The 12,594-nt window shown below is 65.9% G+C and carries 10 protein-coding genes; 6 read left to right on the top strand and 4 right to left on the bottom strand.

From position 1 onward, the window contains the following. Positions 1 to 273: 273 nt before the first annotated feature. The 4 genes from ruvX to gshB all read right to left on the bottom strand — a co-directional run bounded on the left by ruvX (position 274) and on the right by gshB (position 3,302). The gene (gene ruvX / locus JFY56_RS24055; RefSeq protein WP_208316814.1) at positions 274 to 711 is read right to left on the bottom strand and encodes a Holliday junction resolvase RuvX; all 438 of its coding nucleotides are present in this window, start codon (positions 709 to 711) and stop codon (positions 274 to 276) included. After that, positions 708 to 1,274: a YqgE/AlgH family protein gene (locus JFY56_RS24060; protein ID WP_208316804.1), complete on the bottom strand. Its 567-nt coding sequence runs from the start codon at positions 1,272 to 1,274 to the stop codon at positions 708 to 710. The genes ruvX and JFY56_RS24060 overlap by 4 nt, the downstream gene beginning before the upstream one ends. Positions 1,275 to 1,391: 117 nt before the next feature. After that, the gene (locus tag JFY56_RS24065; RefSeq protein ID WP_208316805.1) at positions 1,392 to 2,285 is read right to left on the bottom strand and encodes an energy transducer TonB; all 894 of its coding nucleotides are present in this window, start codon (positions 2,283 to 2,285) and stop codon (positions 1,392 to 1,394) included. 54 nt (positions 2,286 to 2,339) lie between these two features. Then, the gene (gene gshB, locus JFY56_RS24070) at positions 2,340 to 3,302 is read right to left on the bottom strand and encodes a glutathione synthase (protein ID WP_208316806.1); all 963 of its coding nucleotides are present in this window, start codon (positions 3,300 to 3,302) and stop codon (positions 2,340 to 2,342) included. Between the two features lie 246 nt (positions 3,303 to 3,548). Here gshB and pilG point away from each other — a divergent pair, with 246 nt between their 5' ends. From pilG to JFY56_RS24100, 6 genes are all read left to right on the top strand, one after another. Continuing rightward, positions 3,549 to 3,956 (top strand): twitching motility response regulator PilG, encoded by a 408-nt coding sequence (gene pilG / locus JFY56_RS24075; RefSeq protein ID WP_208316807.1) that lies wholly within the window; start codon positions 3,549 to 3,551, stop codon positions 3,954 to 3,956. A 46-nt stretch (positions 3,957 to 4,002) separates the two neighbouring features. Beyond that, positions 4,003 to 4,368, top strand: a complete 366-nt coding sequence (pilH, locus tag JFY56_RS24080) for a twitching motility response regulator PilH (protein ID WP_208316808.1) — start codon at positions 4,003 to 4,005, stop codon at positions 4,366 to 4,368. A 47-nt stretch (positions 4,369 to 4,415) separates the two neighbouring features. Then, positions 4,416 to 4,952 carry a chemotaxis protein CheW gene (locus JFY56_RS24085; RefSeq protein ID WP_208316809.1) on the top strand — a complete coding sequence of 179 codons (537 nt, stop codon included), beginning with the start codon at positions 4,416 to 4,418 and terminating at the stop codon, positions 4,950 to 4,952. An 82-nt stretch (positions 4,953 to 5,034) separates the two neighbouring features. Further along, positions 5,035 to 7,083: a methyl-accepting chemotaxis protein gene (locus JFY56_RS24090; protein WP_208316810.1), complete on the top strand. Its 2,049-nt coding sequence runs from the start codon at positions 5,035 to 5,037 to the stop codon at positions 7,081 to 7,083. Between the two features lie 62 nt (positions 7,084 to 7,145). Continuing rightward, positions 7,146 to 8,009 carry a CheR family methyltransferase gene (locus JFY56_RS24095; RefSeq protein WP_208316811.1) on the top strand — a complete coding sequence of 288 codons (864 nt, stop codon included), beginning with the start codon at positions 7,146 to 7,148 and terminating at the stop codon, positions 8,007 to 8,009. Positions 8,010 to 8,033: 24 nt separating this feature from the next. Next, positions 8,034 to 12,594 (top strand): Hpt domain-containing protein (locus tag JFY56_RS24100; RefSeq protein ID WP_208316812.1); only part of this gene is annotated, 4,561 nt, incomplete at its 3' end.

The raw sequence follows: 12,594 nt of genomic DNA on the forward strand, positions 1-12,594 counted from the left end.
TCCTGTTGTTGCGAGGGGCGGCCCGTGGGGGCTTTCGATGGTCGCGGAATGGCCGGGGAGGTCGCAAGTGGCCTGTTTGGTTGATTCAGTTAGTCAATTTCGGCCCCTGTGGCCCTCATGCTGCGTTAGCGCTCCTCGCCATAGCCCTGCTATGACTCGTCGCGCTGCCTTGCCTGAGAACCACAGGCATCCGAACTTGAGTTAACCAATCAACCGCGCAGGCCACTAGTCCGGCAAGCTTAGCGGCTTTCCCGCTGGCGGCTCTGTTACAGGTCAAACGCTGCCGTGCTCGGCCAGCCAGCCCTCCAGCAGCAGGGCGGCGGCCAGGGCGTCGACCGGGCGTTCGCGGTAGCCGTCGCGCTGGCCCTGGGCCAGGCGTTCGCCCTTGGCCGCGTAGGTGGTCAGGCGCTCGTCGTGGGTGTGTACGGGGAGGTTGAAGCGGCCGTTGAGGCGGCGGGCGAACTTTTCCGCGCGTTCGCTCATGTCGCTCGGCGTGCCGTCCATGTTCAGCGGCAGGCCGACGACGATGGCGTCCGGCTGCCACTCGCGGATCAGCGCTTCCACGCGGTTCCAGTCGGGCACGCCGTTCTGCGCCTTGAGCACGCACAATTCGCGGGCCTGGCCGGTGACGGCCTGGCCGACGGCGACGCCGATCTGCTTGGTGCCGTAGTCGAAGCCCAACAGCAGGCGCAATGGCTTGTCGGACATCAGGCGTGCCCGGCCTGGGCGGTCAGCAGGCTGAGGTTGATCCCCAGGCGCTCGGCGGCGGCGGACAGGCGCTGCTCGGCGGGAGTGTCGAAGAGGACGGCGAGATCGGCCGGGCAGGTCAGCCAGGCGTTGTCGCTCAGCTCGGCTTCCAGTTGTCCGGCGTCCCAGCCGGCGTAGCCGAGGGTGATCAGGCTGCGCTCCGGGCCGCTGCCGTCGGCGATGGCGAACAGCACGTCCTGCGAGGTGGATAGCGCCAGGTCGCCCAGTTCGAGGGTCGCCTGGTACTGCTTGCCGGCCGGATGCAGGACGAAGCCGCGGTCGGTCTGTACCGGGCCGCCGCTGAAGATGCTCATCGCCTGGCAGCGCGCCGGCGGCAATTCGTCCGGGCGCAGCTGTTCGAGTACGTCGCTGAGGCTTAGCCCGCTCGGGCGATTGATCACCAGCCCCATGGCGCCCTGCTCGTTGTGCTCCACCAGATAGGTGACGGTCTGGGCAAAGTTGGGGTCCGCCATGTGCGGCATGGCGATCAGGAAGTGGTTCTTGAGGTAGGTAGGGGCACTGTTCATGGCCGCTAGTTTCAGGTTTCGGGTTCCGGGCTGCAAGCTTCGAGTCGTGGCTTCAGGTTTCTGCAAAGTACGACTGCGCGACTGCTTTCATCCTGCAGCCTGGAGCCTGCCGCCGCTCTAGCGACTCGACAGGCGGTCGCCGCGTTCGAAGCGCCAGGTGCGGATGATTTCCAGGCGGTCGATGTCGGACAGGTCGCCGGTGAACGGGGCGAACGGCGCGGCCAGGCGCACGATGCGCTGCGCGGCCTGGTCGAGCAGCGGCTGCCCGGAGGATTCCAGCACCTGCACTTCGTACAGGCTGCCGTCACGGTTGATCGAAACCAGCAGGCGCAGGCTGCCGTAGATCCGCTGGCGGCGGGCCTCATCGGGGTAGTTCAGGTTGCCGATCCGCTCGATCTTCTTGCGCCACTCTTCCTTGTACCAGGCGCCCTTGTCGCGCATGGTCGAGGCGGCGCTGAGGCGGTGGATGCGCGGGCGCTTGGCGTAGGCCTGCTGCTCGCGGGAGAGGTCGGCCTCGAGGCTGGCGATTTCCGCGGAAAGCTGGCTGGCATCGAACTGCGGCGCCGGCTTGGCGACCGGTTCGGCCTTCGGCTTCTGTGGCTTGGCCTGGACCTGCTGCGGGCGCGAGGACTTGGTCGCCACGGCGGTCTTCGGCGCTTCCGGCGCGGTGGCCTGCTTCGGCGTCTGCGGCGGTGCGACCTTCTTCACCGTGGTGTCCTGGAACGGCGCCTTCTCGGTGGTCTTGGGAATGGCCTTGTGTTCGAGGGTGCCGCTGCCCTGCTGGTTCATCTGCGCCGCGTAGTCGGCTTTTTCCGGCTGCTTCTCGCTCTTGAAGGTGGCGAGGGTGACCTCCAGGGTCTTGCTCAACTGGCTCCGCGTCGGCATGTCGAAGCCTACGCCGAGCAGCAGCGCGATATGCAGGATCGCCGCGACGAACAGGGTGAAACCCAGCCGGTCCGCCGGGCGAACGCCGGAGGACATGGGGAAGGCGGAGTGGGTTGCAGCGTTCATCGCGGGTCGTGTTGGCCGGGGAGGGCGAAGTCTGCCGACGGTACCGGCAAAAGTCTATGACGTACTGCGCGCCCCGAGTCTTTCGGCGATGACATCCATCAGGCGCTCGCCGATGCGGGTGTCGAAGGCCTTGTCGATCTCGCGGATGCAGGTCGGGCTGGTGACGTTGATCTCGGTGAGATAGTCGCCGATCACATCCAGACCGACGAACATCAGCCCGCGTTTGCGCAATTCCGGGCCGATCTGTTCGGCGATCCAGCGGTCTCGCTCGGACAGCGGCTGGGCCACGCCACGGCCGCCGGCGGCGAGGTTGCCGCGGGTCTCGCCCTGCGCCGGAATGCGCGCCAGGCAGTACTCCACCGGCTCGCCGTCGATCATCAGGATGCGCTTGTCGCCGTCCTTGATCTGCGGCAGGTAGCGCTGCGCCATGATCTGCAGGGTGCCGTGCTGGGTCAGGGTCTCGAGGATCACCGAGAAGTTCGGGTCGCCTTCGCGGTGGCGGAAGATCATGCTGCCGCCCATGCCCTCCAGGGGTTTGAGAATGATGTCACGATGTTCGGCGGCGAACTCTCGCAGAATGTCCGCCCGGCGGCTGACCACGGTCGGCGGCGCGCATTGCGGGAACAGCGTGGAGAAGAACTTCTCGTTGCAGTCGCGCAGGCTCTGCGGGCGGTTCACCACCAGCACGCCGGCGTTTTCGGCCTGTTCCAGCAGGTAGGTGGAATAGATGAACTCGTTGTTGAAGGGCGGATCCTTGCGCATCAGGATCACGTCGAGGTCGGCCAGCGGCAGGTCGAGTTCGGCGTCCAGTTCGTACCAGCGCTCGGCGTCGTAGAACACCTTCAGCGGGCGCATGCGACCACGTGCCTCGTTCGCTTTCTGGTAAAGATCCTGCTGTTCCATGTAGAACAGCGACCAGCCGCGCGCCTGTGCCGCCAGCAGCATGGCCAGGGAGCTGTCCTTGTTGAAATTGATGCGCGCGATGGGATCCATCACGATCCCGAGGCGTACGCTCATGGGATGTCCTCCACGTGGGCTGAAAGGCGCGTCGCGCGCCGCTGCAAAAGGATAAACGGTTGCTCAGGGTGGCGCTGGATGTAGACCCGGTCAAGGAAAAGTCGCCGGGATTCTGGCTTTATGGATGAGTTGGGGGAGAGTGTGCTAAAAGGTTTCGACGACTGGGTCGAAGCCCCACGGTGGCAGGGCGTCAGCGCTCTGATATAAGGCACATACAACGATTCACCGAATGTAGTAAGGGCGAACATGGAACAGCATTCCGAGGGCTTGAGGGTCATGGTGATCGACGACTCGAAAACGATTCGTCGCACTGCGGAAACCCTTCTGAAGAAAGTGGGCTGCGACGTCATTACCGCGATCGACGGCTTCGACGCGCTGGCGAAGATCGCCGATACCCATCCGAGCATCATCTTCGTCGACATCATGATGCCGCGTCTGGACGGTTATCAGACCTGCGCCCTGATCAAGAACAACAGCGCTTTCAAATCCACGCCGGTGATCATGCTGTCTTCCAAGGACGGCCTGTTCGACAAGGCCAAGGGTCGCATCGTCGGCTCCGACCAGTACCTCACCAAGCCCTTCAGCAAGGAAGAACTGCTCGGCGCGATCAAGACCCATGTGCCTGACTTCACCCCGCTGGAGCATGCTTCCTGACGTCCGGCCCGCGCGCCGGTGACGCTTTTTCCGTATGGGGAACCCAATGGCTCGAATTCTGATTGTTGATGACTCGCCGACCGAGATGTACAAGCTGACTGCGATGCTGGAAAAGCACTCGCACCAGGTACTCAAGGCGGAAAACGGCGCCGACGGCGTCGCCCTGGCCCGCCAGGAGAAGCCGGACGTGGTCCTGATGGACATCGTCATGCCCGGCCTGAACGGCTTCCAGGCGACCCGCCAGCTGACCAAGGACCCGGAAACCAGCGCGATTCCGGTGATCATCGTCACCACCAAGGATCAGGAAACCGACAAGGTCTGGGGCAAGCGCCAGGGCGCGCGCGACTACCTGACCAAGCCGGTGGACGAAGACACGCTGCTGAAGACCATTCAGACAGTACTGGCCGGTTGATCCGGCCGGGCTCGAATAAATAATTATTAGAAAAGGCCAGGGCCGGCATGTCGCAAGTCCAGAGTCCCTTCCAGCTTCTCGTCGATATCGATCAACGCTGCCGCCATCTGGCGGCGGGCCTGCCTGCCCAGCGCGAGGTGGTGCAGACCTGGAACGGCATTGGTTTTCGTATGGCCGGGCGCCTGTTCGTGGCGCCCATGGGGGAGGTCGGCGAGGTGCTCCACGAGCCCCGCTATACCCTGTTGCCCGGCGTGCGCGACTGGGTGAAGGGCGTGGCCAACGTGCGTGGCCGCCTGCTGCCCATCATGGATCTCAGCGGTTTCCTCGGTGCGGAGCTGTCGCCCCTGCGCAAGCAGCGGCGCGTGCTGGTGGTCGAGCATCGGGATGTGTTCGCCGGCCTCGTCGTCGACGAGGTGTTCGGCATGCAGCACTTCCCGGTCGATACCTTCAGCGAGCAGTTGCCGCCCCTGGAAGCATCGTTGCAACCCTTTATTCATGGCGTATTCCATCGAGAGCAGCCGTGGCTGGTATTCAGCCCGCATGCCCTGGCGCAACACCCGGGCTTTCTCGAGGTCGCCAGCTAGTAGTTGACCGGTTGGGCCGGCTCGCCGGCCTGTGTCGTGACATGGAAATCGTAGGCGTGGCAGGTCCAGGCGGGGGCCGTATATGAAGAAAACAACCTCAGGCAGTCTTTTCTCCGGTGCGCGCAGCAGTTCGCTGATCGCGGGACTCTTCGTGATCCTGATCGTCGCGATCGTCCTGCTGTTCGCCAACTTCGCTTACCTCAACACCCAGTCGAACCACGACAAGCAGTACATCGCACACGCCGGTGAACTGCGCGTGCTGTCGCAGCGGATCGCCAAGAACGCCACCGAAGCGGCGGCGGGCAAGGCGGAGGCGTTCGGGTTGCTGAAAGAGGCACGCAACGACTTCGAGCAGCGCTGGAACATCCTGGCCAAGGGCGACGAGAGCACCGGCCTGCCGTCCAGTCCGGAAGCGGTGCAGCCGCAGATGGGCGAAGTGCAGAAGGACTGGGACGTGCTGCGCAAGAACGCCGACGCCATCCTGGCCAGCGAGCAGACCGTACTGTCCCTGCATCAGGTGGCCTCGACCCTCGCCGAGACCATCCCGCAGCTGCAGGTCGAGTACGAGGAAGTCGTGGACATCCTGCTGGAGAACAACGCTCCCGCCGACCAGGTCGCGGTGGCCCAGCGTCAGTCGCTGCTCGCCGAACGTATCCTCGGCTCGGTGAACAAGGTGCTGGCCGGCGACGACAGCTCGGTACAGGCCGCCGACAACTTCGGCCGCGACGCCAGCCTGTTCGGCCGTGTGCTCAAGGGCATGAAGGAAGGCAACGAGGCGATGCACATCTCGCGGGTGACCAACGCCGAGGCGGTGAGCCGCCTGAACGAGATCGCCAAGCTGTTCGAATTCGTTTCCGGCTCGGTGGACGAGATTCTCGAAACCTCGCCGGAACTGTTCCAGGTGCGGGAAGCGGCGAACACCATCTTCGGCGGTTCGCAGACCCTGCTCGACAAGGCCTCGCAACTGGCCGACGGCTTCGAGAACCTGGCCAACGGCCGGCAGTTCAACCAGGTCGCCAACATCGTGCTGGGCATCCTGGTGCTCGGTTCGATCATCCTCATCGGCCTGGTGATGGTGCGCGAGACCAACCGCCGTCTCGCCGAAACCGCCGAGAAGAACGAACGCAACCAGGCGGCGATCCTGCGTCTGCTCGACGAGATCGCCGACCTCGCCGACGGTGACCTGACCGTGGCGGCGACCGTGACCGAAGACTTCACCGGCGCCATCGCCGACTCCATCAACTACTCCATCGACCAGCTGCGCGAACTGGTGGAAACCATCAACCAGACCGCCGTGCAGGTGGCCGCCGCCGCCCAGGAAACCCAGTCCACGGCGATGCACCTGGCGGAGGCTTCCGAGCACCAGGCGCTGGAGATCGCCGGCGCGTCCGCCGCGATCAACGAGATGGCGGTGTCGATCGACCAGGTGTCGGCGAACGCCTCCGAGTCCTCTGCGGTAGCGGAACGTTCCGTAGCCATCGCCAACAAGGGCAACGAGGTGGTGCACAACACCATCACCGGCATGGACAACATCCGCGAGCAGATCCAGGACACCTCGAAGCGGATCAAGCGCCTCGGCGAATCGTCCCAGGAGATCGGCGACATCGTCAGCCTGATCAACGACATCGCCGACCAGACCAACATCCTCGCCCTGAACGCCGCGATCCAGGCGTCCATGGCCGGCGACGCGGGCCGTGGCTTCGCCGTGGTAGCGGACGAAGTACAGCGCCTGGCGGAACGTTCCTCGGCTGCAACCAAGCAGATCGAGGCGCTGGTGAAGACCATTCAGACCGACACCAACGAAGCGGTGATCTCGATGGAGCAGACCACCACCGAGGTGGTGCGCGGTGCCCGTCTGGCCCAGGACGCCGGTGTGGCGCTGGAAGAGATCGAAAAGGTATCCCGGACCCTGGCGGCGCTGATCCAGAACATCTCCAACGCCGCCCGTCAGCAGGCGTCCTCCGCCGGCCATATTTCCAACACCATGAACGTGATTCAGGAAATCACCTCGCAGACTTCCTCCGGTACCACTGCCACCGCGCGCAGCATCGGTAACCTGGCGAAGATGGCGAGCGAGATGCGCAACTCCGTATCCGGCTTCAAGCTGCCGAATATCGCGGAGCAGGCCTGAGCAGAGGAAGTGCGCCGCTCTGAGCGGAGTGGTGCACGGCAGTCTTGAGCGAGAGGCGCGGCATGCAGGCAGAGGGCGTGTGGTCGTTGCAGCCGTTGGCCGATATGTCGGCCACGGAGTTCCGCGCATGGCAGGCGCTGCTGGAGGATCGCACCGGCATCGTGGTCAGCGCTGAGCGCCAATCCTTCCTGCAGACCAGCCTTGGCGGGCGTATGCGGGAACTGGGGGTTGGCGATTACGCCAGTTACTACCGGCGGGTCACCGATGGCCCGCGCGGCGCCATGGAATGGTCGAGCCTGCTGGATCGCCTGACCGTCCAGGAAACCCGTTTCTTTCGCCATCGCCCCTCGTTCGATCTGCTCGCGACGTATCTGCGCGGGCGATTGGCCGAGACCGGCACGGCGCGTCCGCTGAAACTCTGGAGCGTCGGTTGCTCCAGCGGTGAAGAACCCTACTCCCTGGCGATGGTTGCCGCGGAGACGCAGGTCGAGATGGGGCTGTCGTGGTATTTCGGCGTGACCGGAACCGACATCAGCCCCGGTGCATTGAACAAGGCGCGCGAGGCGATCTATTCGCCGCGCAAGCTGGATGAAGTGGATGCCGCCCTGGCGCAGCGTTATTTCCAGCCATGCGGGGATGGCCGTTACCAGGTGGTTGCGAGCCTGGCGGAGCGGGTCTGCTGCGCCCGGTTGAATGTGCTGGAGCTGACGCAGGCGCCGATGTCCGGCATGGACGTGATCTTTTGTCAGAACCTGCTGATCTATTTCCGCCGCTGGCGGCGGCGCGAAATCCTCAATCGCCTGGCCGAACGGCTGGCGCCGGGGGGCTTGCTGGTGATCGGAGTCGGCGAGATGGTGGATTGGCACCACCCGGCCCTGGAACCGGTCGCCGATGAGCGGGTTCTGGCTTTTACCCGGAAGGGGTGACACAGACACATGAGTGGAGTGGCTATGGGTGATCGGCACGATTACGTCGCCCTGGAATGGGTGAAAGGCGAGATAGCCGAAACCCTCAAGCAGGCGCGGCAGGCCCTGGAAGCGTTCGTCGAGAACCCTCGCGACCCTACGCGCATGGGCTTCTGCCTGGCTTACATCCATCAGGTGCGGGGCACCCTGCAGATGGTGGAGTTCTATGGCGCCGCGCTGCTCGCCGAGGAGATGGAGCAGCTCGCCCAGGCACTGATCGACGGCCACGTCGCCAGCCAGGGCGAGGCCCTGGAAGTGCTGATGCAGGCGATCCTGCAGCTGCCGGTCTATCTCGAACGGATCCAGAGCGCCCGCCGCGACCTGCCGATGGTGGTGCTGCCGCTGCTCAACGACCTGCGCGCCGCGCGCGGCGAGAAGCTGCTTTCGGAAACCAGCCTGTTCTCTCCCGACCTGTCCCAGCGCCAGCCGGAATTGCCGGCCGAAGCCCTGGCGCGGCTGCAGACCGCCGAACTGCCGGTGCTGCTGCGCAAGATGCGGCAGATGCTGCAGGTCGCGCTGGTCGGTGTCATCCGCCACCAGGACATGCCGACCAACCTCGGCTACATGGCGAAAGTGTTCGCCCGCCTGGAGTCGCTGTGCCAGGGAACCCCGCTGGGGGCCTTGTGGCCGATCGCCTCGGCAATCGTCGAGGGTATGGCCAATGGCGGCATTGCCAACGGCACCTCCATGCGCACCCTGCTGCGGCAGGTCGACCATGAGCTGAAGCGCCTGATCGAGCAGGGCGCCGAGGGCGTGAACCAGCCGGCGCCGGAAGAGCTGATCAAGAACCTGCTGTTCTACGTCGCCGAGGCTTCCGAGGAGTCGCCGCGGATTCGCGCGCTGAAGGAGCAGTACCGGCTCGAAGACGCCATGCCCGGCGCCGCCGTGGTCGACGAGGAGCGTGCGCGGCTGGCCGGGCCGGATCGCGACGCCATGCGCTCGGTGGTTGGCGCCCTCTGCGAGGAGCTGGTGCGGGTCAAGGACAGCCTGGACCTGTTCGTGCGCAGCGAGCGCAAGGCGCTCGACGAACTGAAGGCGCTGCTGCCACCGCTCAAGCAGATCGCCGACACCCTGGCGGTGCTCGGCTTCGGCCAGCCGCGCAAGATCATCCTCGACCAGATCGAGTCGGTGAGCGCACTGGCGCGCGGCCAGACCGAGCCGAGCGACGGCGCGCTGATGGATATCGCCGGCGCGCTGCTGTATGTCGAAGCGACCCTGACCGGCATGGTCGGGCCGAGCGAAGAGACGGGCAGCGAGGAAAGCCACGCGCCGACCACCGACGTCGAGCAGATCCACCAACTGGTGATCAAGGAGGCGCGCAACGGCCTGGAGCAGGCCAAGGACGCCATCATCGAGTTCATTGCCTCGCAGTGGAACCACGAGCATCTGGCGCGCGTGCCGGAGCTGCTGACCCAGGTGCGCGGCGGTCTGGCGATGATCTCCCAGGATCGCGCGGCGAAACTGCTGGAGTCCTGCAACAACTACATCCAGGACCAGTTGCTGGCGCGCAAGGCGGTGCCGGACTGGAGCAGCCTGGATACCCTGGCCGACGCCATCACCGGCGTCGAGTACTACCTGGAACGCCTGTCCGAGGACCAGAGCGCGCAGAGCGAACTGATCCTCGATGTCGCCGAAGACAGCCTGGAAAGCCTTGGCTATGCGCTGAAACAGCGCGCATCGGTGCCGGCAGCGGCCGTCGAGCAGGAGCCGGCGCCGCTGGCCAATCCGCTGGACGAGATCGACGTGCTGGCCGCTGCGCCATGGCCCGATTCACAGGAAGAGCCGGTTGCGCCGGAAGAGCCGGCAATTGCGGCAGCCGAGGAACAACCCGAGGCGCTCGTCGCCGCCGAGCCGGACGCGCCCGAGGCGAATGCCGACCAGCCCCTGGCGGAAGAGGGCAGCGAACTCCTGGTATCCGACGATAACTGGACCCTGGGCGAGCCAGAACAGCCGCTGACGGATGACGCCGGCATCGACTTCAGCCTGGATGTGCCGCTGGAGGGGGAAGGCTCCACCGGCGAGGCCTCCGCCACGGCAACGGATGGCGAGGAACTGGTCTGGGATATCGAACTCCCGGAAGCGCCGCCGCAGGCGGAGCTGCTGGTATCCGACGACAACTGGACCCTCGGCGAGCAGGAGCAGCCCTCGGCGGAAGAAGGCGGCATCGATTTCAGCCTGGATGCACCGCTGGTCCTGCAGGACGAGCCGTTGTTCGATTTCGCGGCCCTGGACACCCAGCCGCTCGACGAACTGATCGTGGAGCAACCGGAAGACCTGGCGGCCGAACCGAACCTGGAGGCCGCCGAGACCGTCTCCGACGAGGCGGTTGCGGATGGGCAGGACATGGCGCCGCAACCCGACGCCGAGGTGCCGCGCGAAGAGCCGCCGTTGTCGCTGGCCGAGGTCATGGCGGCCCCGGTTGCCGCGCTCAACCCTCCGGCCGTCGCGGCCCCGCCGAGCCTGTTGCCGCCCCCGGCGGACGAGGAGCCGGTGGATGAGGATCTGCGCGAAGTCTTCATCGAAGAAGCCGGCGAAGTGCTGGAAACCATCGGCGAGCAATTGCCGCTGTGGCTGGCGGACGCCGAGGCGCGCGATGCGCTGATCGAGGTGCGTCGCGCCTTCCACACCCTCAAGGGCAGCGGACGGATGGTCCGCGCACTGGTCATCGGCGAGCTGGCCTGGTCCGTCGAGAACTTGCTGAACCGAATCCTCGACCGCAGCGTCGAGGCGAGTCCGGCGATCCGCCAGACCGTGGGCAGCGTCGTGGCGCTGTTGCCCGAGCTGGTCCGCGAGTTCGCCGCCAACGCCCAGCGCCAGCGCGACGACGTGGATGCCCTGGCGGCGGCCGCCCACGCCCTGGCGAAGGGCGAGCCGGTGCAGCTGGCAAGCGTTGCGGAAGCTCCGGCGGAGGCGCCCGTCGCTGCGGAAGAGTCCGCCAGCGATGAGCTCGAATGCCTGGACCCGCAGTTGCTGGAAATCTTCCGCAACGAGGCGGAAACCCATCTGGAAACCCTCGACGGCTTCCTCACCGACTGCGCGCGGGAGCTGCCGCAGCCGGTCACCGACGATCTGCAGCGCGCCCTGCACACCCTCAAGGGCAGCGCGCACATGGCCGGCATCCTGCCGATCGCCGAAGTGGCCACGCCGCTGGAGCGGCTGGTCAAATACTTCAAGACCAACGTGCTGCAGGTGGACCTGCGCGAAGCCGAGCTGTTGAACGAGGCCGCCCGCCTGTTCCGCATCGGCCTCGAACAGCTGCTCGCCGGCAGGCCGCTGGCGCCCATCGAGGGCAGCGCCGAACTGCTGGAGAGGATTGCCCAGGTTCAGCAGGAGCATCAGCAGGCAGCCGAAGCCCAGCGTCGCGACGAACGCGGCGAGTGCAACGATCCGCGCATGATCGGCGTCTTCCTCGCCGAAGGCATGGATATCCTGCTGGATGCCGAGGATCTGCTCGGCCGCTGGCGCGAACATCCCCAGGAGCGCCAGGAGCTGGGCGCGCTGCTCGACGAACTGAACACGCTCGGCCGAGGCGCGCAGATGGCCGAACTGCCGCAGATGGCCGACCTGTGCGCGGCGCTGCTGGCGGTCTACCAGGCTGTCGAGCAGGGGCGGTTGCAGGTGGGCGAGGCGTTCTTCGGCGTCACCCAGGCTGCCCACGAGGCCCTGATCGGCATGATGGACCAGGTCGCAGCCGCGCTGCAGGTCACCCCGCGGCCGGAGCAGGTGGAAGCCTTGCGGAACCTGCTGGACAACGCTGTTCAGGATGATGCGGACGAGGACTTCATCGACCTGGACCGCCTCAGCGCCGACGATTTCCCGGCCGAGGAAGACGAATTCCCCCTGCTGCCGCGGGAAACCGCGGCGGAGAACCTGCCGGACGGCCTGACCTGGCCGCCGCTGGGCGACTCCGGCAAGGTCGGCGGTGCTTCCCTGCGTGAGGACGACGAACTGGTCACCATGCTGACCCCGCGTCCGCCGCTGGTGCCGCACAAGGCGCCGCGCGCCCTCGACGAGGAAATGGTGACGATCTTCCTCGAAGAGGCCGTGGATATCCTCGAAAGCTCCGGACGCGCCCTGGAACAATGGCTGCAGGCGCCCGAGCAGCTTGCCGCGCTGTATACCCTGCAGCGCGACCTGCACACCCTCAAGGGCGGTGCGCGGATGGCCGATATCCGCGAGATCGGCGATCTCTCCCACGAACTCGAATCGCTCTACGAGGGCCTTCTGCAGCAGCGCTTCCCGGTGTCGCCGGGGCTGGCCGCGCTGCTGCAGTCCTGTCATGACTGCCTGGCCATCCAGATCGACCAGCTCCAGGCGGGACGCGCGCTGACCGATCCGGCCGCGCTGATCCAGGTGATCCGCGACTTCCGCCAGGGGCCGGCGGCCGACTTGACGGAAATCCTCACGCCCCCGCAGCCTGAAGCCGAAGCCGAAGCCGAAGCCGAAGCCGAAGCCGAAGCCGAAGCCGAAGCCGAAGCCGAAGCCGAAGCCGAAGCCGAAGCCGAAGCCGAAGCCGAAGCCGAAGCCGAAGCCGAAGCCGAAGCCG

Origin of the sequence: Pseudomonas schmalbachii (assembly GCF_017589465.1) — a bacterium.
GTDB classification, from domain to species: Bacteria; Pseudomonadota; Gammaproteobacteria; order Pseudomonadales; family Pseudomonadaceae; genus Pseudomonas; species Pseudomonas schmalbachii.

Coding starts and splice junctions, on each gene's coding strand:
- JFY56_RS24060 (WP_208316804.1), bottom strand. CDS start 1,274: ATGAACAGTGCCCCTACCTACCTCAAGAACCACTTCCTGATCGCCATG.
- JFY56_RS24065 (WP_208316805.1), bottom strand. CDS start 2,285: ATGAACGCTGCAACCCACTCCGCCTTCCCCATGTCCTCCGGCGTTCGC.
- gshB (WP_208316806.1), bottom strand. CDS start 3,302: ATGAGCGTACGCCTCGGGATCGTGATGGATCCCATCGCGCGCATCAAT.
- pilG (WP_208316807.1), top strand. CDS start 3,549: ATGGAACAGCATTCCGAGGGCTTGAGGGTCATGGTGATCGACGACTCG.
- pilH (WP_208316808.1), top strand. CDS start 4,003: ATGGCTCGAATTCTGATTGTTGATGACTCGCCGACCGAGATGTACAAG.
- JFY56_RS24085 (WP_208316809.1), top strand. CDS start 4,416: ATGTCGCAAGTCCAGAGTCCCTTCCAGCTTCTCGTCGATATCGATCAA.
- JFY56_RS24090 (WP_208316810.1), top strand. CDS start 5,035: ATGAAGAAAACAACCTCAGGCAGTCTTTTCTCCGGTGCGCGCAGCAGT.
- JFY56_RS24095 (WP_208316811.1), top strand. CDS start 7,146: ATGCAGGCAGAGGGCGTGTGGTCGTTGCAGCCGTTGGCCGATATGTCG.